Annotated in this window: 23 protein-coding genes and 1 riboswitch; of the genes, 22 read left to right on the top strand and 1 reads right to left on the bottom strand. The window is 39.5% G+C overall.

Features of this window, described 5'->3' with window-relative positions; all coding sequences use genetic code 11:
* Positions 1-48 precede the first annotated feature (48 nt).
* The 5 genes from FFM62_RS01540 to FFM62_RS01520 all read left to right on the top strand — a co-directional run bounded on the left by FFM62_RS01540 (position 49) and on the right by FFM62_RS01520 (position 7621).
* Positions 49-3414 (top strand): DNA polymerase III subunit alpha, encoded by a 3366-nt coding sequence (locus FFM62_RS01540; RefSeq protein WP_075269491.1) that lies wholly within the window; start codon positions 49-51, stop codon positions 3412-3414.
* Between the two features lie 156 nt (positions 3415-3570).
* A complete protein-coding gene (locus FFM62_RS01535; RefSeq protein ID WP_115470490.1) occupies positions 3571-5802 on the top strand; it encodes a RelA/SpoT family protein in 2232 nt (743 codons plus the stop codon).
* Positions 5802-6248, top strand: a complete 447-nt coding sequence (dtd, locus tag FFM62_RS01530; RefSeq protein WP_115470491.1) for a D-aminoacyl-tRNA deacylase — start codon at positions 5802-5804, stop codon at positions 6246-6248. The genes FFM62_RS01535 and dtd overlap by 1 nt, the downstream gene beginning before the upstream one ends.
* A gap of 138 nt (positions 6249-6386) precedes the next feature.
* Positions 6387-6563: a type II toxin-antitoxin system RelB/DinJ family antitoxin gene (locus tag FFM62_RS01525; RefSeq protein ID WP_002827374.1), complete on the top strand. Its 177-nt coding sequence runs from the start codon at positions 6387-6389 to the stop codon at positions 6561-6563.
* A gap of 92 nt (positions 6564-6655) precedes the next feature.
* Positions 6656-7621 carry a cation:proton antiporter gene (locus tag FFM62_RS01520; protein ID WP_075269494.1) on the top strand — a complete coding sequence of 322 codons (966 nt, stop codon included), beginning with the start codon at positions 6656-6658 and terminating at the stop codon, positions 7619-7621.
* 50 nt (positions 7622-7671) lie between these two features.
* Here the strand turns inward: FFM62_RS01520 and FFM62_RS01515 are convergent, their stop codons facing one another.
* Positions 7672-8223 (bottom strand): hypothetical protein, encoded by a 552-nt coding sequence (locus FFM62_RS01515; protein WP_075269495.1) that lies wholly within the window; start codon positions 8221-8223, stop codon positions 7672-7674.
* A gap of 241 nt (positions 8224-8464) precedes the next feature.
* On the opposite strand from FFM62_RS01515, the gene FFM62_RS01510 reads away from it, so the two are divergent.
* From FFM62_RS01510 to FFM62_RS01430, 17 genes are all read left to right on the top strand, one after another.
* Positions 8465-9340: a CvfB family protein gene (locus FFM62_RS01510; RefSeq protein ID WP_075269496.1), complete on the top strand. Its 876-nt coding sequence runs from the start codon at positions 8465-8467 to the stop codon at positions 9338-9340.
* Position 9341: 1 nt separating this feature from the next.
* Positions 9342-10250 carry a site-specific tyrosine recombinase XerD gene (gene xerD / locus FFM62_RS01505; RefSeq protein ID WP_075269497.1) on the top strand — a complete coding sequence of 303 codons (909 nt, stop codon included), beginning with the start codon at positions 9342-9344 and terminating at the stop codon, positions 10248-10250.
* A 22-nt stretch (positions 10251-10272) separates the two neighbouring features.
* Entirely contained in the window at positions 10273-10638 is a 366-nt protein-coding gene (locus FFM62_RS01500; protein ID WP_075269498.1) for a reductase, read from the top strand.
* On the top strand, positions 10635-11426 hold the full coding sequence (locus FFM62_RS01495) for a segregation and condensation protein A (RefSeq protein WP_115470492.1): 792 nt from the start codon (positions 10635-10637) through the stop codon (positions 11424-11426). Before FFM62_RS01500 ends, FFM62_RS01495 begins: the two co-directional genes overlap by 4 nt.
* A complete protein-coding gene (gene scpB, locus FFM62_RS01490) occupies positions 11416-12057 on the top strand; it encodes an SMC-Scp complex subunit ScpB (RefSeq protein WP_075269500.1) in 642 nt (213 codons plus the stop codon). The genes FFM62_RS01495 and scpB overlap by 11 nt, the downstream gene beginning before the upstream one ends.
* Complete coding sequence (locus tag FFM62_RS01485; RefSeq protein WP_115470493.1) at positions 12057-12824, top strand: pseudouridine synthase; 768 nt, start codon at positions 12057-12059, stop codon at positions 12822-12824. Before scpB ends, FFM62_RS01485 begins: the two co-directional genes overlap by 1 nt.
* 60 nt (positions 12825-12884) lie before the next feature.
* A riboswitch (FMN riboswitch) is annotated at positions 12885-13021 on the top strand.
* 89 nt (positions 13022-13110) lie between these two features.
* Positions 13111-13689 (top strand): ECF transporter S component, encoded by a 579-nt coding sequence (locus FFM62_RS01480; protein ID WP_075269502.1) that lies wholly within the window; start codon positions 13111-13113, stop codon positions 13687-13689.
* Positions 13690-13761: 72 nt separating this feature from the next.
* Positions 13762-14817, top strand: a complete 1056-nt coding sequence (locus FFM62_RS01475) for a helix-turn-helix domain-containing protein (protein WP_240005892.1) — start codon at positions 13762-13764, stop codon at positions 14815-14817.
* 3 nt (positions 14818-14820) lie between these two features.
* Complete coding sequence (locus FFM62_RS01470) at positions 14821-16263, top strand: RecQ family ATP-dependent DNA helicase (RefSeq protein WP_083603432.1); 1443 nt, start codon at positions 14821-14823, stop codon at positions 16261-16263.
* A gap of 85 nt (positions 16264-16348) precedes the next feature.
* Positions 16349-16978: a LysM peptidoglycan-binding domain-containing protein gene (locus FFM62_RS01465; protein ID WP_075269504.1), complete on the top strand. Its 630-nt coding sequence runs from the start codon at positions 16349-16351 to the stop codon at positions 16976-16978.
* A gap of 145 nt (positions 16979-17123) precedes the next feature.
* On the top strand, positions 17124-17798 hold the full coding sequence (gene cmk, locus FFM62_RS01460) for a (d)CMP kinase (protein WP_075269505.1): 675 nt from the start codon (positions 17124-17126) through the stop codon (positions 17796-17798).
* Positions 17799-17895: 97 nt separating this feature from the next.
* On the top strand, positions 17896-19113 hold the full coding sequence (gene rpsA, locus FFM62_RS01455; protein WP_075269506.1) for a 30S ribosomal protein S1: 1218 nt from the start codon (positions 17896-17898) through the stop codon (positions 19111-19113).
* A 152-nt stretch (positions 19114-19265) separates the two neighbouring features.
* Positions 19266-20576, top strand: coding sequence for a ribosome biogenesis GTPase Der (der, locus tag FFM62_RS01450; RefSeq protein ID WP_115470495.1), 1311 nt, complete (start codon positions 19266-19268; stop codon positions 20574-20576).
* A gap of 206 nt (positions 20577-20782) precedes the next feature.
* Positions 20783-21058, top strand: coding sequence for a non-specific DNA-binding protein Hbs (gene hbs, locus FFM62_RS01445; RefSeq protein WP_042493879.1), 276 nt, complete (start codon positions 20783-20785; stop codon positions 21056-21058).
* A gap of 185 nt (positions 21059-21243) precedes the next feature.
* Positions 21244-22050 carry a bifunctional hydroxymethylpyrimidine kinase/phosphomethylpyrimidine kinase gene (locus FFM62_RS01440; protein WP_115470496.1) on the top strand — a complete coding sequence of 269 codons (807 nt, stop codon included), beginning with the start codon at positions 21244-21246 and terminating at the stop codon, positions 22048-22050.
* Between the two features lie 5 nt (positions 22051-22055).
* Positions 22056-22562, top strand: coding sequence for an ECF transporter S component (locus tag FFM62_RS01435; protein WP_075269509.1), 507 nt, complete (start codon positions 22056-22058; stop codon positions 22560-22562).
* A gap of 96 nt (positions 22563-22658) precedes the next feature.
* Positions 22659-23831 carry an exonuclease SbcCD subunit D gene (locus FFM62_RS01430; protein ID WP_075269510.1) on the top strand — a complete coding sequence of 391 codons (1173 nt, stop codon included), beginning with the start codon at positions 22659-22661 and terminating at the stop codon, positions 23829-23831.

Here is a 23831-nt window from a genome sequence, read left to right as displayed (position 1 = left end):
GTTAAAATAAACATTCATCAATTGGAAGTTTTAGAGAAGGAGGCTATTATGGTACCACTGCAAACCATGACGGCATTTAGTTTGTTGCGGAGCCCGATGACCCCTCAACAATTGATAAAGGCTGCCCAAGAAAAAGGCTATCAGGCAGTTGCCTTGACGGATTATAACGTGTTGTATGGTATGTATGATTTCTATCAAGCGGCAAAAAAGGCTGGCATGCAACCGATTTTAGGTTTGACTGCAGAACTGGTTGGCATGCAGTCTTCACAAACGTATCCAATCGTTTTTCTAGTTGAAAACCAAATTGGTTATCACAATTTATTGCAGATTAGTAGTGTCATTAATACACAAGATAATCAGCCAACGTTAACGGATTTAAAGCCATATTTGGCTGGATTATATATTATCTTGCCAAGTATGGGTGAACTAACGGTCGTGCTCGGCACTGAACCAGACAGAGCGACAACTTTAGTTGAAAAGGTGATTTCATTAACTGATGAGACACACGTTTTCTTAGGTATTTCATTGAACATGCGTGAAGAGACCGTGCAATCAATAAAAGAACTAGCAGACCATACCGGCACCCGAATAGTTGCCAATGAGACGGTTTTATATCCTAATGCGTCTGATCAATTTTCAGCCCAAGTGATTCAAAAATTGGGTCAGGGAGAGATTATTGCTAATGTTGGCTTGGCGCAAAAGCAGGCAGCAACAGCTTATTTAAAAGACAGTATTGATTGGTCTAACGAATATGAACGTCGCGGGTTATCTGAAGCAGTCACGAACACAGATTGGATAGCAGCGCATAGCAAGGTCACACTCGAACAGTCAGCAGTGACTGTACCAAAGTATGCCACACCACAGGGTCAATCTTCTAAAGATTATTTGGCTGAATTAGCCACAACGGGACTAACGAATCGATTACATAATTTGGATATTGATCCGGTGCCATACGAAGCGCGATTAAAAGAAGAACTACGAATTATTAATGAACTGGGCTTTGCGGATTATTTCTTGATTATTTGGGATGTTTTAAATTATGCGCACAAAAAATCGATTCGTACTGGTCCGGGACGTGGTTCAGCTGCTGGATCGTTGGTCGCTTATGTGTTATGGATTACGGACGTCGATCCGATTGCTTATGATTTGCTTTTTGAACGTTTTCTTAATCCAGAACGTCATCAAATGCCAGATATTGATATTGATATTCCCGATAATCGCCGTGAAGAGATTTTGGAATACTTACATGAACATTATGGTCATGAACGAGTGGCGCAAATTATTACTTTTTCAACCATGGCTCAGCGGGCGGTGATTCGTGATGTTGCCCGAGTTTTTGGCTTGAATCCTACACAAATCGATAATCTATCAAAGGCAATGCCAAGAGGGACGGCAAATTTACAGGCTTCATACGAAGATTCTTTACCATTCCGTAATGCCTTATTAGATTTGCCCGTTGACGGTGAATTGTTGTATCAAACAGCTTTAAAACTAGAAGGTTTACCACGCAACGCGTCATTACATGCGGCCGGAGTTGTGTTATCTGCTGAACCGCTGGCGAATTACATGCCGGTGCAGATTGGTGATGATGGGCGCCTAGTCACACAACTTCCCAAAGGGCCAGTTGAGGCGCTTGGCTTGTTGAAAATGGATTTTTTGGCATTGTCTAATTTGAATATATTGGATATTGCTATTCGTGAAATCCAAAAGATTCCTGATCATGAGTCGTTTAACATTGCAACGGTCTCGTTGGATGATTCGGCCACATTAAAGCTATTTCAAAATGGTTTGACTAATGGTGTTTTTCAATTTGAATCAGGTGGTATGAAGAATATTTTACGTCAGTTACTTCCTGACAGTTTTGAGGATATTGTGGCCGCAAATGCGCTGTTTAGACCGGGTCCCATGCAAAATATTCCACATTTCGTTGCGCGTAAGCATCAAAAAGAAAAACAAGATGTGCCTGATGCCAGTATGGCCGAAATTTTAGCGCCTACTTATGGCATCATTGTTTATCAAGAACAAGTTATGCGTGTTGCTGAGCGTTTTGCTGGTTTCTCATTGGGTGAAGCCGATTTACTCCGACGTGCTATGTCAAAAAAAGATCATGATAAAATTGCTGCCATGAAGTCGAATTTTATTGATGGTGCGATGGCGTTACATCATGAGCAACAGGTTGCTGAGCAAGTATTTAGCTATATTGAAACCTTTGCACAATACGGTTTTAATCGTTCACACGCGGTTGCTTACTCGAAGCTGGCTTTTCAATTGGCATATATTAAGGCCCATTTCCCAGCCGCTTTTTATAAGGCAGTGTTAAATGATTCAATTGCTGATCATAAAAAAATTGGTATCTATATTTCTGAGGCGAAATTGCGTCAGGTGACTATTTTGCGCCCTAGTTTGAATCATTCTTGGCAAGGGTACAGTATGAACAAGCAAGGTGAACTCCAAATGGGTTTGGCCTCGATTAGTGGCTTGCGGCGCGACTTTCGGGAGGCACTGATTCAAGAACGACAAGAGGGTGGTCAGTATCGTGATTTAACGAATTTTATTGGCCGTTTACCAAGCAAATATCGTAAAGTTTCTCAGTTAGAACCATTGATTTATGCAGGTGCTTTAGATGGTTTTGGCTTTAACCGCAAAACCCTCTTAGGTTCTATGCAAGGCTATATTGATGCCATTGGACTTGCTGGTGAATCGATGTCATTATTCGAATCACTAACACCGAAAATGCATGAAGTTGATGAATTTCCATTGAATGAGAAGTTAGGTTATGAGCATGATTATTTAGGGGTGTATTTGAGTGGTCATCCGATTGAACCCTATTTAGCTGCCTTGCCTGACTCTCAAAGGACTGATGTTGCTAATTTGACAGTGGGGATGCCTGCAGCCACAGTTATCATTTATATTCAAAATGTTAAGAAAATTCGGACCAAAAAGGGTGATCCGATGGCGTTTGTAGATGGTATCGACTTAACGGGAACACTATCGATTACCATTTTCCCAAAATTATTCAAAGAAATTTCACCATTGTTAGTTAATGAAAAAGTCTTATTAATTACTGGAAAAATTGAACAGCAGCGTGGTCGGGATGCTTTACAGATGATTGCTAATCGTATCGTGAGTGGTGATGAACTTTTGGCACGGACACCAAATTCTGCGGCAATGACGCCAACTGGTCAATGGTACTTGAGGATTATGGCATCGGCTGAAGATGCTGGTGTGATGTCCATATTGCAAACTAACTTGCAACAACACCACGGTGTGAACCCGGTATTACTTGTTTTTGAACGCAATCACCGTAAAATTGCTCTGGATGAAACGTACTGGTTAGCTGATGACGAAAAAACGACAGCGGCGATGCAGGCACTTTTGGGGAAAAATAATGTTGTATTTAAAAAAACACCCTAATTTTTTGGAGAATTATTAAAATTTAAAGCAAAATACAATACAAACAGCTATGAAATGCGTTAGAATAAATTAACTATTCAGAGTGGTAGATGAAAGATACGATGCTGCGGGTATGAATCCCAATCGGCGTGAATCTAAAAACAAAGGATGATTTTTATGGTAGAAGCAAAAAAATTAACGGCACAGGATGTGCATGACTTAATCGCAGATTATATGAACGATGAGCATGTTAAGAAAGTTGATAAGGCTTATCAGTTTGCCTTCCACTTGCATCAAGAACAGAAGCGTAAATCTGGTGAACCATACATTATTCATCCAATTCAGGTAGCAGGGATATTGGCTGAATTACATATGGATCCTGATACGGTAGTTGCAGGTTACCTGCATGATATCGTTGAAGACACTACGGCAACGCTGGCGGATGTTGAACAGGCTTTTGGGCATGATGTTGCCGTTATTGTTGACGGTGTTTCGAAATTATCACGAATTAAATATAAGTCTTCACGAGAACAATTAGCTGAAAATCATCGTAAATTGTTACTCGCAATGTCACATGATATTCGTGTCATCATTGTTAAATTGGCTGATCGTTTGCATAATATGCGAACCTTATCTGCATTAAGAGAAGAGAAGCAGCGAAGAATTGCCGCTGAGACACTTGAAATTTATGCGCCATTGGCTGATCGGCTTGGAATTATGACCATCAAGTGGGAGTTAGAGGATATGGCCTTACGCTATCTTAACTTTGATGCCTACCATGATATTGCCAAGTCGATGGACTTGCGTCGTCAGGAACGTTTGGAAATTGTTGATGAAGCGGTTGATGAAATTAAACATTCGATTACCGACTTACATTTAGCAAATACCGAAGTGTATGGTCGACCAAAACATATTTATTCAATTTACCGGAAGATGGTTGATAAGAATAAACGCTTCGAAGAAATTTATGATTTATTAGCTATTCGTGTATTAGTTGATACGATTCCTGAAACGTATGCGGTATTAGGGGCAATTCATGCTCGCTGGACACCGATGCCTGGTAGATTTAAGGACTATATTGCGTTACCAAAGGCGAATGGGTACCAATCATTGCACACTTCAGTAATTGGCCCAGGTGGTCGGCCACTGGAAGTACAAATTCGTACGTACAAAATGCATGAAATTGCTGAATATGGTATTGCGGCACATTGGGCTTACAAAGAAGGTAACTTTGCTGGTGCCGATGTGCAAAATGCTGACCAGCAGAAGTTGAATGTGATCCAAGGTATTTTAGAATTACAAGATGATGCCCAAGATGCTGATGACTTTATGGAGTCAGTGAAGGGGGATTTATTTACTGATCGTATCTTCGTGTTCACGCCTAAAGGGGATGTTATCGAAATGCCTAAGGACGCTGGTCCACTAGATATGGCATATACGATTCATACAAATGTTGGTAATCATACCGTGGGTGCGAAAGTGAATGATCGAATGGTCCCATTAGATTTTCCAATCAAGACGGGTGATATCGTGGAAATTTTGACCTCACCCAATGCGCAGCCCAATCGTGATTGGTTGACGATGGTTTCTACGCGGCGTGCCCGTAACAAAATTAGACAATACTTCCGTAAGCAAGATAAAGCCGACAATATTGCAGCTGGTAAAAAGATGGTGGCTGACTGGTTAGAGGATGAAGGTTATAATGTTGAAGAATTAATGCAGCCTGAGAATGAGACCCGTGCCGCTGAGAAGTTACATTATTTAGCTGTTGATGACATGTATGCATCACTAGGATTTGGTGATATCAAACCACAAGGGGTGGCTAATCGTTTTTCTGAAGAGAAACGTGCTGCTGTAGAAGCTGCTCGTCAAGAAGCTGAACAAAAAGCTATTTTAGAGCACCATCAAACCCTTGAGAAGGAAACAAAAGCAGCTAAGAACCAGTCACATCGTGAAGATCGAATCGTGATTCAAGGTGTTGATAATATGTTGGTCCGTTTGGGGCATTGTTGTACACCAATACCTGGTGATGAAGTCATTGGCTATGTTACCAAGGGACGTGGTGTGTCAGTTCACCGCTTGAGCTGCCCTAATTTAAAAGCCGCTGAAGTTCAAGGTAACCGTTTGGTTGATGTGGCGTGGGAGAATCCTGAAGGTAACAATAAAACCGAATATGATGCCGACCTACAAGTTTCAGCGACAAATCGCAATCGATTGCTGAATGATGTGATTCGGATGGTCAATAATACGACCCGTTCACTAAATTCTGTGAATGGTCGGGTCGATCATAACGATGATGTGCGTATTTCGCTTAGTATTGGTGTCAGGAATTTAGAGCAACTTGAATCAATTATGACCAATATTCGAGATGTTAAAGATGTTTACGAAGTAAAGCGAGTATTCAAGTAATGAAAGTAGTACTACAAAGAGCAAAATCTGCTAGTGTATCGATTAATGAGGCTGTTGTTGGTCAAATTGGTGCGGGATACGTATTGTTAGTTGGTATCGCCGATAGTGATACCGAGGCTGAATTAGATTACCTAGTGAGAAAAATAACGAAATTAAGGGTTTTTGAAGATGAAGCTGGTAAGATGAACTTGTCGATTGGAAATGTTGGTGGTCAAATTTTATCAATATCACAATTTACATTGTACGCTGACACAAAGAAGGGAAATCGCCCTAGTTTTACTAAGGCGGGTGCTCCTGATTTTGCTGATAAGATGTACCAGTTATTTAATAAAAAGCTTGCCGATACCGGGCTGACCGTAGCAACCGGTGAGTTTGGTGCAAATATGCAAGTTCAATTAATAAATGATGGGCCAGTCACAATCATCTTTGATACTGAAAATAAGTGAAATGCGTGAATTTAAATAGAAAATACTAGCAAAAAGGAATAAAAACGTGTAGTATTTGTTTCATATTTAAGGTACATGTAAACTGTGCTATGGTATAATATTTATATAAAAAGTAACTATTGTGAAGGGAGTAACATTATGGCAGAAAAGTTAATCCAATTGCGCGTTGAGGACAACGTCAAAGACAAAGCAGATGAAATTTTCAAGTCACAAGGTTTAACCACGCAGACGGCAATTAAAATCTTCTTGACACAGGTTGCGAACACTGGTGAATCACCATTTAGCAATTTGTTTTCACGTAATTTATCAAAGTAAAAAGTAAATAGAATTTCGGTTGGGCGTATGCTTCAAGTTCCTGGGTGGGTAACCAGTTAGGATTGAGGTATACGCTTTTTTTGGAGGTTGATATGGGAATAGTGGTACAATTGATCATCTTAATTGTCGGGACTATTATTTTAGGTCGTGTTGGTCAAAAATTGGGTTTTGCAGAAGTTGTTGGACAATTGGTTGCGGGAATCATTATGGGACCCGCAATATTGCATTGGGTGGCAACAGGTGAAGTTATTTCTTCTTTATCAGAATTAGGTGTCCTATTACTGATGTTCACAGCAGGGCTAGAAACCGATGTTGGTCAGTTACGACGTAATTTAACAGGGGCGACATTAACAGCTGTGATGGGTGTAGTGGTGCCATTGTTATTATTTACAGTTGTTACCTTGATATTAGGTTATCATTACGATATTGCGATCTTTTGGGGGATTGTTTTTGCAGCGACATCGATTTCAATAACCATTAGTGTTCTTGGTGAAGCTGGCCAACTGGGGTCACAAGTTGGGGCAGTCGTATTGGGTGCTGCTGTTTTGGATGATATGCTGGCTTTATTATTAGTTGGTGCCTATGTATTAGTATTTGGTGGTGAAGGATTAAGTATATCGACTTTATTACCAATTATTGTGTTTATTATTGGACTTATAGTCAATCGCTTGGCCAGTTCCGGAAAAATTTTGAAATATTCAAATTTATTAGGCGTTTGGTTCTTCTTCCCAATCTTTTTTGGCTCAATTGGTTTGAACATCTCATTGAATGGTCTGCAGAAAACTTGGCCACTAATCATCGTGTTAACGGTGTTAGCAGTGGCGACAAAGTATTATGGTGCACAATGGGGGGCAAGAATTGCTAAATTAGATAAACCAGCTGCACGAGCAGTCGGTGCAGGAATGGTTTCTCGAGGAGAAATGGCCTTGGTTGTTGCGCAAATTGGGTTAAGTGCAAACCTAATTGCCAAAAATATTTTTGGTGATATGGTCATCGTGATTATTGTTTCAACAATTATTGCTCCGTTGATGCTACGACCATTGTTGAAAAGAATATAGAAATATAAAAATCCGAGACATTTTTTGTCTCGGATTTTTATGCTTTTATATTAAAGCGGATCAATATCATAGCGCTTTGCCCGTAATTCACGCTTTTGTGCTTTGGTTGGCATATACAGGAAGTCAAAATAAGCAGCACGCCAATCATCAAATGATGCCGCTAATGTTGCAATATCTTCAGGGATTTCTTGGCGAGGCACACGATCAAGATCAGGATGCTCGGTAAAATAATTGTCTAACCAGCTGTTGATTTTTTCATGTCCCGCATTTTCAGCCTCAACATTAAACCAATTTGTTGGTTCAGGCTTGATCAGTTGGTCATCAACATCAAATAATTCCATTGTGCCGTGCACTTTAAATGGGCGAATCAAGGTAACTTCGGGATTGAATTTCCAAACAAAGTTACCAGGTGCAGTTTCTTCAACATCTTCCAATTGTACAACGGCACCAGCCATGTTTGATGGCAATCCGGCTTCCTTCAGAGCATATGACGTGACTACTAAATCACCTCGGTGTTCAGTACCAAATGAATAGACGACACCAACTTTGGCTCCCACAAGAATATCGATCAATACCTGGGGTTCCATACCAATTGCTTTCATAAATGATTAAACTCACTTTCAAATTATTAATAACTATTTTAGCAAAAAATATCATTTTTGGTGAGATAAGTAAGAGAATCTAGTTTACATATATCATATCGATGACATATCTGTTAAGATAATTAGATATAGTGAGCAAGATTACTGGCGCTATGATGCTGGTTATGAATAACCTTTACCAGTGCTGTGGCATCGGACTTATAAAATATAGATGCAACTGATGTAAAAGGATGGAGAAAAAATGACACATAAACTTGGTGACGTCGTTACAGCTAAAGTAACTGACGAGAATGATCGTTATTACTATGCACAAATTGACGGTGAAACGTACGAAATTGACAAAACAGAACTAAAAAAGCCATTAAAGGTTGGCGGTTTGGTTTCAGGATTTGCCTATGAAAATGAAAAACACCAATTAGAAATAACCAAGAATCTACCAGAAGTTCGATTAGGACATTATGCTTGGGGAACGGTTACGGATATTCGTCGTGATTTGGGAGTCTTTGTTGACATTGGTTTGCCTAATAAAGATGTTGTGGTTTCATTAGATGAATTACCAACAATTAAGGAACTATGGCCACAACGTGGTGATAAGTTGATGGTTACACTTCGCATTGATAAAAAAGACCGTCTTTGGGGTGAACTGGTGACTTCAGATATTTTGCAGGCGGTGCGAATCCCAGCAAAGCCAGATATGCATAACAAGCAAGTACAAGCAACCGCCTATCGTTTGAAAAAGGTGGGTACATTGGTTGTGACATCGGATTACCACTTTGGCTTTATTCATCCGGATGAGCGTCAACGTGAACCACGCTTGGGTGAGGTTGTATCAGCACGAGTGATCGGTGTACGACCAGATGGTGTGTTAAACCTATCGTTACGTCCTCGCGCATATGAAGCTATTCCTGAAGACGCTCAGATGTTACTTACGTTGTTAGAGCGTTCAACCACGCATAGCCTACCATTCACAGACAAGTCTGATCCAAAGGCCATCAAGAAGTACTTTGGTATGTCAAAGTCACAATTTAAACGTGCAGTTGGTCGTTTATACAAGGAACGTCGAATTACACAAAATGAAAATGGACTTTTCTTAGTAGAAGAAAGTGAAGGCGAATAGGATGAAAGTGCAGGTAGGACCATTTGAAGATGTTTTGGTTGACTACCTTCATTATTTAACCGTTGAACGTGGTTTATCAGCCAATACGAAACATTCGTATCAACAAGATCTTGTGCAATTTTTCGAATACTTAATGGCTGAGAAGTACGATAATTTAGCATCGGTTGACCGTTTTATAATCATGACATTCCTAGGGCAGTTAGAACAAAAGGGTAAGTCGCGTAACACGGTTATTCGGATGGTGTCCACGTTACGTAAATTTTTTGAATTTGCGCAACTGAACAAATTGATAACCAGTAATCCAATGGAACAAGTTGATTCGCCGAAAAAGGCACAACACTTACCTGCCGTATTGACTTTGGAAGAGGTTGAAGCTCTGTTACAAGTACCTGATATAAAGACGCCACTTGGTTTGCGCAATCGAACCATTCTTGAGGTCATGTATGCAACCGGACTACGTGTCAGTGAGCTAGTTAATTTGCGCTTAGATAACTTACATTTGGATTTGGGACTTATTCAAACGGTTGGTAAGGGTGATAAAGAGCGTATCGTTCCTATTGGGGATGTTGCTGTTAAATGGTTAGAAGACTATTTAAATAATAGTCGGCCATTGTTAGGTAAACAACAAGATTCACATATCATTTTTCTAAATGACCATGGTCATCAATTAACACGGCAAGGCGTTTGGAAATTAATTAAGCAATGGGTCAAACAGGCGGGCATTACAAAAGATGTTTCGCCGCATACGTTGCGCCATTCATTTGCTACCCATATCTTAGAAAATGGTGCAGATTTACGAATTGTCCAAGAATTATTAGGTCATGCTGATATTTCGACGACACAGATTTATACTCATATCTCAAACAAAAGATTAACTGAGGTATATGAGAAAGCACATCCTCGTGCTTAATTTAGATTGATTGGAGGAAATGATGTTAATTATTGTACGTAAAGATCAATCGAAAATTGTTATGGGTTTGCTATCCTATAGTCCAAATTTGGCAGATATTGTCGCCGTGCAACGTGAATACGATTGGTATCAATCTGATGATAGCCGGGATATTTTACTGTGGCGTGATGAAAATACACATCACTTCACGGTATTGCTCGGGGTTGCGAGTGTTTACAATTCAGTTGTGATTCGGCGGATTGTGTTTAGTCCGGAAGTACGACCTGACCAAAAGTTAGAACTTGGTAGTAAGATATATCAAGCATTGCAATATCAATACCCAGATCAAGTAATTATGGGATCAATTGCGACGCAAAAATATGTGACGAAATGGCGAGACATGCAATGAGTGAAGAACTAACATATCATTTGGCGGATTTTGATGGTCCATTGGATCTATTACTACATCTTATCCGTGTGAATGAAATGGATATCATGGATATTCCGATTGTGGAAATTACGGCACAGTATTTGGTGTTCTTACATGCAGAACAAGAGCGTAATTTAGATGTTGCTGGTGAGTTTTTAGTGATGGCTGCGACGTTAATGTCAATTAAGGTCAGTTACTTACTACCTAAGACTGATACCTTTCAATATGATGAAGAATTAGCGGAATTTGTTACTGAAGAAGATCCACGAGAGGCATTAATGATGCAATTGATTGAGTATCAACGATACCAACAAGCGGCCGGTGATTTACGTGTTCGGGAAGAAGAGCGCCAGCTACAGTTTTCTAGAGCACCTATGCCAATTCCAGATGATATCGAAGGGGCCCCTTTGCCAGAAGGGTTAGAGTTACATGACTTACAGGATGCGTTTAATCGTCTGGTAAAGAAGCGCTACCGAAAGCAAGTACAGCCACGTTCGGTGAAAAGTGATAATTGGTCAGTTCAACAACAAATGACTAAAATTATGGTACAAATAGACAACAATCAGGTTGTGACGTTTGAGCAGCTTTTTGCGGAGGATGCAGGAAAAGATGAGTTAGTGACAACGTTTATGGCAATGTTAGAACTTGTTCGCCATCAGCATTTGGCTATTATGCAAAATAAATTATTTGGTAATATTGATATTTCACGAGGTAATATACCTTATCATCAAGAAAATAGAGAGGATGAAGAAGCTGATGCAGAATAGCTTACAGCAAATTGAAGGGTTATTATTTGTTGCAGGGGATGAAGGCATTTCGGTGGCCGAGCTGTCAGCAGCTACACAATTCCAAAAACCAGCAGTGACTGGATTATTAGAAGAATTAGCAACTAAGTACGCTGAGGATGATAGTTGTGCATTTCAAATTCTCAAAACAGATGATCGTTATCAAATAGTAACAAAGGCCAATTTATCAGAAACTATTCATCGGTTTTTTACAGCACCGTTGACGACCGCATTATCACAAGCCTCACTGGAAGTATTAGCAATCATTGCCTATAAACAGCCAGTGACGCGTATTGAAGTAGATGAAATTCGTGGTGTCCAATCACAGTCAACGATTCAAAAATTGGTTCTGCGTAATTTAGTTACTGGCAAAGGACGTGCTGACGAGCCTGGTCGGCCGATTTTATATGTTACAACAAGTTATTTCCTAAATTATTTTGGATTAACAAGTTTGGATGAGCTGCCACCATTGGTTACAGCGAAGGCACTAGAAGATTTAGAAAGTCAGCAAGGAGTTACCATACCGTTATTACCATCAGAAGAACAACAATCTTCATTTGATATCACAATTGCTGAATTAACAGATCAATCAGAAAGTAATGAGGAAAAATAATGGCAGAACGATTACAAAAGGTCATGGCTCAGGCAGGGGTGGCATCACGACGCGCTTCTGAGAAGTTGATTACTGAGGGTCAAGTGACCGTTAATGGACAGGTAATTCGAGAACTAGGTACAAAAGTAGAACCCAGCGATCATATTGAAGTGAATGGCACCCCCATTGATTCAAAAGAGAAATTAGTTTATTTCTTATTGGATAAACCACGTGGTGTTGTCACAACTAATTCCGATGATAAAGGTCGTCAAACGGTAACAGATATTGTCGATGAACCAGAACGTGTTTATCCAGTAGGTCGTTTGGACTATGATACAACGGGTGCTTTGTTGCTGACGAATGATGGTGACTTGGCCAACAAGTTGATGCATCCAAAGTATCGCATTGATAAAGTCTATGTTGCTAAAGTCAAGGGAATTCCAACAAATGACGAGTTAGAGAAATTACGACACGGTGTGACAGTGAAAACGGTCCAAAAAGGTCGTCATTATACCTTTAAAGCAGCCCCAGCTCATGCAGAAATTTTATCAAGTGATAAGAAAAAGCATACAGCTATCGTGAAGTTAACAATTCATGAAGGAAAGTATCATCAAGTAAAAGAGATGTTAAGAACTGTCGGTCATGAGGTGATTAAGTTAACTCGTGAGCGTTACGGTATGCTTGACTTAACTGGTTTGACGCCAGGGGAGTATCGACCATTACGGCATGAAGAAGTGCAGGCCTTAAAGTCTGGTCGGCAATTCCGTAAGTCGGCGGGACGTTGGTAAAAGGCTGATTGAATGTCTATTGACATTTATATATTAGAAAGTTAATATAATATTATAACTAAATATCTTCAGGGCAGGGTGTAATTCCCGACCGGCGGTAATTTCGTTTTGACGAAAAAGTCCGCGACCCACAGTTTTGTGGTTGATATGGTGTGAATCCATAACCGACAGTAAAGTCTGGTATGCAGAAGAATTAATGAATTTGACTGATAGAGTCGGTTTTATTTGTGTCGCCCTGGCATAAATGAAACCGTCTTTTTTTCAGTGCGGAGGATTAGGTAGTAATATGAATAAAACGCGTCACTTAACGATCATTGCTTTATTGTCGGCAATATCATTTGTTTTAATGATTTTCCCACAATTTCCAATCTTGCCCGGAGCAAGCTTTTTGAAAATTGACTTTTCGATTGTTCCTGTATTGCTGGGAACTTTACTCTTAGGATTGAAACAGGGCTATACGATTTTAATTCTAAGATCCGTTTTGAAGTTACTGCTTAATAACGAGGGCCCTGGCGATTTGATTGGTATACCAATGAATATTATGGGGATGGCTGTCTTTATGACGATAATCGTGCTAGTCATGCGACGTACGAAATTGTCAAAAGGGCAATTTATGTGGGGGAGCGTATTAGGAACAATTGGCTTAACCCTTGTAATGGTCATTTTAAACTATATTTATGCGGTGCCACTATATGCCATATTTGCAAATTTTGATATTAAAGCAACGATTGGTATGGGACGTTATCTTCTTTGGATGGTCGTGCCTTTCAACTTAATTGAAGGGATTCTTCTGGGTGTGGTCTCAGGTGCTGTCTTTTTCTCATTCCAACGTGTATTAAGTAGTATGCATTCACAATTAAATTAAAGCATGTGGCTTGCACTTATAACGCTATTTTCTTAAACTAGTCTTTAGTAATAGCGAGAGGTGGACCATGTTGTGATAACTGATTTCTTGATCACCCTATTTTCGTCGGTACAACCACGGCGACATCGGGTGATTTTTGGTTTATTAAGGCGTCGTTTAACAGTGTCAACAGAATACTGGGGATTACGCTACCAATTGTTGCCATTTGTTGGTCTGTTTCCTCAATTAGAAAAGACAACTTTTGATGAACAAATTGCAACGCTTATTAAGAATGGTTTGCTTATTGAACAGCAGCCAAATTCCGGGCAGTTATTGTTGACAGATAAGGGGGTAGTTGCCCAGCAGGAATATCATAAGTACCACTATCAAGTGCAGTATATGCCATTAACGACGCAACCTTTAGCAAATATTCGCCAGTTTCGGGAAGCTTTTTGGTTGGCAAATCAAATTATTTCGGAAACAGCTTATCATAATAAGCGCTACTATCCGTTACAAATTGATGTCAAAACCAAAATGTTAGTCAAAAAATGGTATCGTCAGACTGATAAATCGCATTTGATCGATAACTGGTTGATGGCTCTAACCCAATTTTTAAAGCAATTAGATCAGCAAACTGCCAATCAATTTGTGGCGACTTGGGTGGGTCATCAAGTGCCAGGGCGGAATGCTGATCAATTGGGATTACCAGCAACATGGACAACTACCGACTTTTATCTGTGGGAATTTGATTTGTTTATTTTTTGGAGTCAAACCTTACTTCAGTCCAATAGTAACAGTGAGCTAAAACAATTGTGGCAACTGACACAACAGCAGCAGAATTTGTCGCCAAGTGTGCAACTAACATGTCAACAGGTTCACCAGGGATTATCAATGGCAACAATTAGTAAGCAACGGCGCTTGAAAATCGGTACGGTACGAGAACATTTATTAACGGCAGCGGTGTGGTTACCTAAAACAGACTTCCCGTATGACCTATTTTTAACATCGGAAACGTTGCGATATTTACAAGAACATTTAACTGGTAATATTGATGATTGGCAGCTTGCTGATATTCGAACCTCAGATAATCCGGATGAATTTTTCGTTTTTCGATTATATGAAATTTATTTGACCAAGCAGGGAGCGTAAACCATGGCAATGATTAACTTAGATAAAATTTTACAAGCTAAGTTTGGTTTTAAAACTTTTAAAACTGGTCAAAAAGAAATTTTAACTGCCTTGTTAGCCAAACAATCGACACTAGCAATTTTACCAACAGGCGGTGGTAAAACACTGATTTATCAAATGATGGGTGCTGTTCGAGACGGTTTAGTGATTATTGTGACGCCACTACTGTCTTTAATGCAGGATCAAGTGGCCCGTTTGAATTATCTTGGTGAAAAAAATGTGATTGCTTTGAACTCAACATTGACGTTTGAAAATAAAAAGAATGTCTTAAAGCACTTAAAACAATACCATTTCTTGTTCATTTCGCCTGAAATGTTAAATCAAGAGCAGGTGCAAATATCATTAAAACAAGTGCCAATTAATTTGATGGTTATTGACGAGGTCCATACCATGGTGACGTGGGGACAAGATTTTCGACCGGACTATCTTGCATTACCAGCCATTCATAAGCAACTTGATCAGCCGCAGTTACTGTTACTAACGGCTACGGCAACGCCAAGTATGATAACTGCAATTATTGAAAATTTTCGTTCTGTACCGGAAAAGTGGTTTGTCTATCAACAACCTGTTGATCGGCCGAATATATTTTTGCATACTGAGCAATTGCCAAATGAGTTGGAGAAAAAACAACGATTAAAGGATTTGCTACAGACAACGAGTGGACCAGGGGTCGTTTATTTTACTTCACGTAAATTAGCAACAAGTATGGCTGAATGGTTAACTAATGAGACTGGGCAGCGTGTTGTTGCCTATCATGCGGGGATGAGCACGATGGCTAGATACCGTGTGCAACAACAGTTTATGCAAGGTGAAATCGATGTTATTACAGCGACTTCAGCATTTGGTATGGGAATCGATAAAGAAAATATTCGCTTTGTCATTCATTATCATTTGAGTAATGACCTTTCAAATTATTTGCAAGAAATTGGTCGTGCGGGTCGTGATGGTCAACAATCGGCGGCAATTCTTTTATATGTTCCTGGCGATGAAAGCATTCAGTTTAATTTGATTGATCAAACGATTCCAGATTCATATGCAATCAAAAGTTATGTTGAGCAGTCTGAGGTGACCATATTAAACCCTGAACAGATAAGGCTATTAGATTTTTATAAATCTAATCAGCTCACAACGATTGAAATTAGTCGGATTTTTGATAATCGGCGGCGCATCAGACAGAATAATTTGTTATCAATGATCAATTATGCAAAATCTGATGGTCAGTTGCGTCATCAAATCAGCGATTATTTTGGTAATGAAACAGATGGTTTATCGCAAACTGACGAAAGTGTGGGTGTGACAGACTGGCATTCAAAAGAATTGCACTTAGAAAGAAAAGAAGATGGCAAACATCAGTTAAAGGTGTTAAATTGGTCTAAACAGTTAAAAAAACTATTTAATTTACAGTAAAGATTAGGTGTGACACTAACTATTTTAAGGCGGTTAGTGTATTATTAGAGATAGTAAAAAAAGATAGTAAGGAGAGCCACCAATCATGACCGAAAAAAAGGATAAACAACAGCCATGGGAGGCATCTTTTAAAGATGATACAACCAAGCAGTATTCAAGAACGCAAAACCGGCGTAAGTCGCAACGTGTTAGTATGGTTGTCGGGATTTTGGTATTGATTGTTATTGTGTTGTCTTTTGTTCCTGTATATAAATATCTACAAGAATTAAATAAGCCTGCTGATAACACAACAAATACTGAGCTGCCAGTTGCTTCATCAACAAAAACAACAACATCAACGAATAAAGTAACTGATACAGCGAAGTCAGAATCAAAGGCTAAAGTTGCCGCATCTAAGTCATCGAGTGAGGCAGCAGCTAAATCTTCATCCGAAGCAGCGGCTGCAAAGTCTTCATCCGAAGCGGCCGAGGCAGCATCATCGAGTGAGGCGGCAGCAGCCAAATCTTCATCAGAGGCAGAAGCAGCAGCAAAGTCTTCATCCGAAGCAGCGGCATCATCTGAAGAAGAAGGGCAAACAGTATCATTTGATTCTGGTACCTTATATAGCTTTGCCCGTGCCAATAATACAACTCCTGAAGAGTTATATAGTTTGAATCCCGGGTTAACATCAAGCAATTATGCGACTTTCTACGGTAAGGGCTTGAAGGTCAAGTAGAAGTTTTCAAGTACAATAATAAATTTTAAATATAATCGAGTTGGGACATAGTAAATGTCGCAACTTTTTTTATTAAATATGCCTAGTGTTTCCACCGAATTAGGCGTAAAATAGAATAGTAATAAATTGAATAAGGATGTGAATCATGAACCCAATTCAGATTGCAATTGATGGACCAGCTTCGGCTGGCAAGTCAACGATTGCTAAAATCTTGGCTACTGACTTGAATTTTGTATATGTTGATACAGGAGCGATGTATAGAACTGTTACCCTTGCTGCCATTAGAGCAGGTATTAAGTTGACCGATGAGGCAGCGGTCGTCGCATTATTGCCAGAGATTGATATTTCATTTAAGCCAGGTAACCCAGTACAGCGTGTCTTCTTAAATGATGAAGAAGTAACCGATGATATTCGATCAGTTGAAGTGACAGCAAATGTCTCAGCTGTTTCAGCCTATGGGGATGTCCGTACGGCAATGACAGACTTACAGCGTGATATAGCGGCCGCTGGTGGTGTTGTCATGGATGGTCGTGATATTGGTACAACGGTATTGCCGGATGCTGAAGTGAAGATTTTCTTAATTGCTTCTGTCCATGAGCGAGCAGTTCGTCGCTTTAAGGAAAATCAAGCAAAAGGGATGGCTACCACATTAGAAGAATTGGAAACGGCGATTGAGAAAAGAGATTATTTAGATTCTCATCGCGAAATATCGCCGTTGCAGAAAGCATCTGATGCGACAGAATTAGATACTACTGGATTGTCAATTCAAGAAGTAGTAGCTGAAGTAAAGCGCATTATTGAAAATAAATTACGAAATTAATAATCACAACTCAAAAAGATGTAAAAAACACTGGTAATATATATCAAGATTAGGTATAATAACCATTAGAGTCGTGTGACCAGGAGGATATATTGTAATGAACGAAGAGAACAACGAGCTATTGGCAGCTCTTGACAGCGTAGCCGAAGTTAAAGTTGGCGATGTAGTTAAGGGTGAAGTCTTGGCAATTGATGATAATCGTCAAGTTATCGTAGGTATTGAAGGTGCCGGTGTTGAAGGTGTAATTCCTTTGCGCGAATTGACAACTGACCGCGATGCGGACGTAAATGACCTTGTCAAGGTCGGAGACGTGTTGGATTTGGTAGTAGTATCTACTATCGGTTCTGACAAGGAAGGTGGATCATACCTATTGTCAAAGCGTCGTCTTGAAGCTCGTCGTGCTTGGGAAGAAATCGCAAGCAAGCACAGTGTTGACGACATTGTGGAAGCACCAGTAACGCAAGCCGTTAAGGGTGGTTTGGTTGTTGATGTTGAAGGTGTACGTGGATTCGTACCTGCTTCAATGATTGAGAACCGTTTCGTGCAAGATTTGAACCAATACAAGGGTCAAACTATCCGTGCAAAGATTATTGAAATCAACGCAGCAGATAGCCGTTTGATCTTGTCACGTCGTGAAGTTTTGAATGAAGAGCGTTCAGCTGCTTTGGCACGCATCTTTGATGAACTTTCAGTTGGTGATGTAATTGAAGGTAAAGTTGCTCGTATGACTAACTTTGGTGCATTTATTGACCTTGGTGGTGTTGATGGATTGGTACACGTATCTGAAATCTCACACGAACGCGTTTCACAACCTTCAGACGTTTTGTCAGTTGGTGAAGAAGTTAAGGTTAAGGTTTTGGGCTTGGATCCAGAACGTGAGCGTATCTCATTGTCAATTAAGGCTACTCAACCAGGACCTTGGGATACAGCAGCTGAAAAAGCACCAGCTGGTACAGTTCTAGAGGGAACTGTTAAGCGTGTGGTTGACTTTGGTGCATTCGTTGAAGTGTTCCCAGGCGTTGAAGGTTTGGTTCACGTTTCACAAATCTCACACAAGCACATTGCTAACCCTAGTGATGTATTGACAGCCGGTGACAAGGTTCAAGTTAAGGTTTTGGATGTTAACCCAGAACGTCAACGTTTGTCATTGTCAATCAAGGCTTTGGAAGAAGCACCTGCACGCGAGGAAAATGATCGCCCTCGTCGTTCACGTCGCCCTCGCCAATCAGCACCAACTAACTACTCAACTTCTGAAGAAGAAGGTTCAGCAACGTTAGGTGATGCATTTGGTGACATCTTCAAAGATTTCGACTAAGCATTAGAATAGTTTAAAACAGTTAGAGGCTGGGACAGATGTTGTCTCAGCCTCTAATTTTTGTTTCGTATTAATTCATGTTAATATTAAACATAGAGTATACAAATTAACGCGAATTACAATAAATTATGTAATTCAGAAAAGAGGATAATATGGGATTTCCTGTTGTGGCTGTTGTTGGTCGTCCAAATGTTGGTAAATCAACAATTTTTAACCGCATCGCGGGTGACCGAATTTCAATTGTCGAGGATACGCCAGGTATTACACGTGATCGTATTTATACACGTGCGGAATGGTTGACTAATGAATTTCGGTTAATTGATACCGGTGGAATTGACATGGGCGATGAACCATTTATGTCACAAATTGTTCAACAAGCTGAAATTGCGATTGATGAAGCAGATGTTATTGTTTTCATGGTTTCGGCTCGCGAAGGATTAACTGAAGCTGATGAACGTGTGGCTAAAATGTTGTATCGATCAAAAAAGCCAGTTGTTTTGGCAGCTAATAAGGTTGATAATATTGAACAGCGTTCAGAAATTTATGAGTTTTACGCATTAGGATTTGGTGATCCATATCCAATTTCTGGTGCACATGGTACCGGATTAGGTGATTTGTTGGATCAAGTTGTGGCTAATTTCCCAGATGTAGAAGCACCAGAAGAAGATGATGCGGTACGCTTTTCATTTATTGGTCGTCCAAATGTCGGGAAGTCATCATTAGTGAATGCGATGTTAGGTGAGGAACGGGTTATCGTGTCAGACATTTCTGGTACAACGCGTGATGCCATCGATACCCGATTTACTTCAGAAGATGGTGACGAATTTGTTATGGTCGATACGGCGGGAATTCGTAAACGTGGGAAGGTTTACGAATCTACTGAAAAGTACTCAGTCATGCGTGCAATGCGTGCAATTGACGATTCAAATGTCGTGTTAGTTGTCTTAAATGCGGAAGAAGGTATTCGTGAGCAAGATAAGCACGTGGCCGGTTATGCGCATGAAGCAGGTCGAGCCGTTATTATTGTTGTAAATAAGTGGGATACGCTTGAAAAAGATAATCACACAATGACGGATTTTGAAAATCAAATTCGTCAAGAATTCCAATATCTATCATATGCGCCGATTGTCTTTGTGTCAGCTTTGACAAAGCAACGTTTGAATAAATTACCAGCACTAATTAAGCAAGTAAATGATAACCATCGAAAGAGAATTCAATCGGCTACGTTGAACGAAGTTATTTCAGATGCTTTGGCATTAAATCCAACATCAACAGTTAATGGTAAGCGTTTGCGTGTTTATTATGCAACGCAAGTAGCTATCCAACCGCCAACTTTTGTTGTTTTTGTCAATAATCCTGAGTTCATGCATTTTTCATATGAACGTTTCTTAGAGAATCAAATCCGTAAATCATTTGACTTTACTGGAACGCCAATTCACTTGATTAAAAGAGCACGTAAATAAAAATAAACTTAATATTGCATACTTTGCCTTAAATTTTATAAAAATATTTAAGGATATGACAAAAACCTTGCTATATCAACGTTTAAAGGCATTTTTTACTTGTAAGAACCACATAATTATGATATTCTAAGTATCGAAATCTAATTACAGATTCAATTTTAATTTATTGGCAAAACGCCAATATACCTATGCAGGAGGAAAACTAAATGGCTAACAAGCAAGAATTAGTAACTGATGTTGCAACTGCAACTGGTTTGACAAAGAAGGATGCAACTGCTGCAGTGGATGCAGTATTTGCTTCAATCCAAGATACTTTGGCAAAGGGTGAAAAGGTCCAATTAATTGGCTTTGGTAACTTTGAAGTACGTTCTCGTGCAGCTCGTAAGGGTCGCAACCCACAAACTGGTGAGGAAATCGAGATTGCTGCATCAAAGATTCCTGCATTCAAGCCTGGTAAGGCATTGAAGGATGCAATCAAATAAGTTGTATTGAAAAAGAAGTGGTGTTTAACACTACTTCTTTTTTTGTTGTTTTTAGATTAAATTCTCAGTTTTTTGAAACACGTTTATGCTTTCAAATAAAGCTACGCATTCAATATGTATGTGTTTACCGTCGTTAATTTGTGCTAAACTTAAATTTAATTAATTATTGTAAAAGAGGTATTGCGATGGGAGTAGGGAAAATTATAACAATCGCTGGTTCGGATATTTTAGCTGGTGGTGGGGTCCAAGCTGATTTAGCAACATTTAATGAATATGGGTTGTTTGGTTTAAGTGCCATTACAAGTATTGTGACAGTTAATCAAGCTGATTTTGATATTTATGATGTGCCAGTATCTGTGTTGGCCAAACAATTAACATCTCTGAGTCAATTTACAGATATTAAGGGTATCAAAGTGGGATTGTTACCGTCTGTTGATCATATTGATCTAGTCAGCCAATTTATCAAACAATATGCTGGCCAAGTACCGGTCGTTATTGATCCGGTGATGGCGTTTAAAGAAACTTATTCAGTTAATGCGGCAAAATTAGCCACTGCCATCAAGCAAAAATTATTACCACTGGCAACAGTCGTGACACCCAACTTGATTGAAGCTGAGTTATTAACGGAACAATCAATTCGTTCTGGAGCAGATTTATTAACAGCTGCTAAGATGCTCCATACAATGGGACCACAAACCGTGGTGGTCAAGGGTGGTGTGCGTTTACTTGGTGATATGGCAATCGATGCGGTTGTTTCTAATAATACGGAAAAGATGATGCAATTACCAAAAATTTCGCAACCATATAATAATGGGGCTGGCTGTACATTTTCAGCAGCCATTGCCAGTCAGATATCACAAGATGTACCAGTAATAACGGCAATTGACGATGCCAAGGATTTTGTACATGATGGTATTTTGCACGGAGTTCGTTTGAATGATGATTTTAAAGTAGGTAATGTTTGGCAGGCAGCGCGCCGCCATAAGGGGTAGATGAAATGAAAACAAAGCAAATTACTATCGGAGCGGTGTTGATTGCTATCAACATTGTATTAAGTTATGTCGCCAAATTACCAACGCCAACAGGATTCGTTTCTTTAGTAGAAACTGGTATTTTTATTGGTGCTTGGCATTTTGGTCCTAAAATGGGATTAGCCGTTGGTGGTTTAACTGGATTTTTACTAGACTTATTTGCTGGCTATCCACAATGGATGCTTTTTTCATTACTTATCCATGGTGGAGAAGGTTGGATCATTGGACATTATAACGTTGATAAAACAGTGGGTATCCGTGTTTTAGGTAACATCTTAGGTGGTATTACCATGGTTGTGGGTTACTGGGTAGCTGGTAGCTTCTTACTATGGGTCACTGGTGGGTCAAAAATGTCATTACAGGCTGCAACGTTGGCTGGCCTTACAGATGTGCCAGCAAATATTTTCCAAGTTTTGGTTGGATTTATCTTAGCACTTATTGTAAGCGTACCATTACGAAAGTGGATACGTTAATTTAATTATTAAGCGTAATAGGCTGGGTTATTTCCCAGTCTGTTTTTGTTTTCGACAAAATAGTCATTAATTGTTAGATTAGAGGGAATTTTGATTATGAAATTTTTACATACAGCCGATTGGCATATTGGTAAAGAGTTAGGGGGCTATTCACTATTAGCCGAACAGCAAGTTGCTTATCAACAAATTAGGGATTTAGCAATTCAAGAAAAAGTTGATGGTGTGATTATTGCTGGTGACTTATATGACCGCGGTATTGCGCCAATTTCAGCAGTTAATAGTTTAGAGAGCATGCTGAAAGATTTAAATATAACATTTAAAATGCCGGTCTATGCTGTTTCCGGAAATCATGATGGTGCCACACGATTGGGTGCTGGGCGAGAATGGCGGGAAAAGAGTCAATTATATTTAAATACAACGCTGGCTGATGCTTTTACACCTATTGAAACAAAAGATACACAAGTATTCTTGTTACCATTTATTGAGCCTTCAACTGCTCGGGTGCATTACGGCATAACAGAAGATGAAACAGCACAGTATCAAACAATCAATCAAGTCATGCCCCGTATTGTTAACGAAATGGTTGCTAAATTTAAACCAGCAATGAATCATGTGCTGGTGACCCACTATTATGTTGTGGGTAGTAAAAATCAGGATTATGAATTCACTAGTGAAACTAACTCACAAGTTGGTGGTTTACGTGGCTTGGATGATCAATTATTTAAGGATTTTGACTATGTTGCATTGGGTCATCTACATTTAAAACAAGCGAGTCCTAGTGATGTTGTGCAATATTCGGGTTCACCAATCAAATTTAATACGAAAGAAGCCCAATCAGAAAAGGGCGTTTATCTTGTTGAAATCAACGATCATCAAGTGAAAACAAAGTGGCAACCATTAGTCCCTAAGAAGGATTTGATTTTACTGACTGGAACCTTTGATGAATTAGTGACACCAAGTTTTTATCAACAGTATGAACGAGCACATAAAAACTACTTTAGTATTAAGATTAAAGGACCGGTCACATCACCCAATGCGCGGGCAATGCTGGCTGAAATTTATGGTGATGTTGTCGAAGTGCAATATGACTTACCTAAGTTAATGCAGAGTGAAACAAGTATTCCAGAAATTAGTGATGATAATGAATCTGATGATAAAATGATTGCTAATTTTTATGAGTTTGTGACTGGTGAACAACTGAATGATAATCAAAAGAAGCTTATTGATGAGACCTTGAGTGACTTACACCAACAGGAGGAAGATAATTAA

This window comes from Weissella thailandensis (assembly GCF_005405465.1).
Lineage (GTDB): Bacteria > Bacillota > Bacilli > Lactobacillales > Lactobacillaceae > Weissella > Weissella thailandensis.
The sequence above is the reverse complement of the archived record's forward strand: the minus strand, read 5'-3'. Positions and strand labels throughout refer to the sequence as shown.

Bases quoted from the DNA above. Each gene is read 5' to 3' on its own strand.
- FFM62_RS01495 (WP_115470492.1), top strand. From the start codon at position 10,635: ATGAGTGAAGAACTAACATATCATTTGGCGGATTTTGATGGTCCATTG.
- FFM62_RS01480 (WP_075269502.1), top strand. From the start codon at position 13,111: ATGAATAAAACGCGTCACTTAACGATCATTGCTTTATTGTCGGCAATA.
- FFM62_RS01500 (WP_075269498.1), top strand. From the start codon at position 10,273: ATGTTAATTATTGTACGTAAAGATCAATCGAAAATTGTTATGGGTTTG.
- FFM62_RS01515 (WP_075269495.1), bottom strand. From the start codon at position 8,223: ATGAAAGCAATTGGTATGGAACCCCAGGTATTGATCGATATTCTTGTG.
- FFM62_RS01540 (WP_075269491.1), top strand. From the start codon at position 49: ATGGTACCACTGCAAACCATGACGGCATTTAGTTTGTTGCGGAGCCCG.
- FFM62_RS01470 (WP_083603432.1), top strand. From the start codon at position 14,821: ATGGCAATGATTAACTTAGATAAAATTTTACAAGCTAAGTTTGGTTTT.
- xerD (WP_075269497.1), top strand. From the start codon at position 9,342: ATGAAAGTGCAGGTAGGACCATTTGAAGATGTTTTGGTTGACTACCTT.
- FFM62_RS01520 (WP_075269494.1), top strand. From the start codon at position 6,656: ATGGGAATAGTGGTACAATTGATCATCTTAATTGTCGGGACTATTATT.
- der (WP_115470495.1), top strand. From the start codon at position 19,266: ATGGGATTTCCTGTTGTGGCTGTTGTTGGTCGTCCAAATGTTGGTAAA.
- FFM62_RS01435 (WP_075269509.1), top strand. From the start codon at position 22,056: ATGAAAACAAAGCAAATTACTATCGGAGCGGTGTTGATTGCTATCAAC.
- FFM62_RS01510 (WP_075269496.1), top strand. From the start codon at position 8,465: ATGACACATAAACTTGGTGACGTCGTTACAGCTAAAGTAACTGACGAG.
- FFM62_RS01485 (WP_115470493.1), top strand. From the start codon at position 12,057: ATGGCAGAACGATTACAAAAGGTCATGGCTCAGGCAGGGGTGGCATCA.
- FFM62_RS01525 (WP_002827374.1), top strand. From the start codon at position 6,387: ATGGCAGAAAAGTTAATCCAATTGCGCGTTGAGGACAACGTCAAAGAC.
- dtd (WP_115470491.1), top strand. From the start codon at position 5,802: ATGAAAGTAGTACTACAAAGAGCAAAATCTGCTAGTGTATCGATTAAT.
- hbs (WP_042493879.1), top strand. From the start codon at position 20,783: ATGGCTAACAAGCAAGAATTAGTAACTGATGTTGCAACTGCAACTGGT.
- FFM62_RS01465 (WP_075269504.1), top strand. From the start codon at position 16,349: ATGACCGAAAAAAAGGATAAACAACAGCCATGGGAGGCATCTTTTAAA.
- rpsA (WP_075269506.1), top strand. From the start codon at position 17,896: ATGAACGAAGAGAACAACGAGCTATTGGCAGCTCTTGACAGCGTAGCC.
- FFM62_RS01535 (WP_115470490.1), top strand. From the start codon at position 3,571: ATGGTAGAAGCAAAAAAATTAACGGCACAGGATGTGCATGACTTAATC.
- FFM62_RS01440 (WP_115470496.1), top strand. From the start codon at position 21,244: ATGGGAGTAGGGAAAATTATAACAATCGCTGGTTCGGATATTTTAGCT.
- FFM62_RS01430 (WP_075269510.1), top strand. From the start codon at position 22,659: ATGAAATTTTTACATACAGCCGATTGGCATATTGGTAAAGAGTTAGGG.
- scpB (WP_075269500.1), top strand. From the start codon at position 11,416: ATGCAGAATAGCTTACAGCAAATTGAAGGGTTATTATTTGTTGCAGGG.
- cmk (WP_075269505.1), top strand. From the start codon at position 17,124: ATGAACCCAATTCAGATTGCAATTGATGGACCAGCTTCGGCTGGCAAG.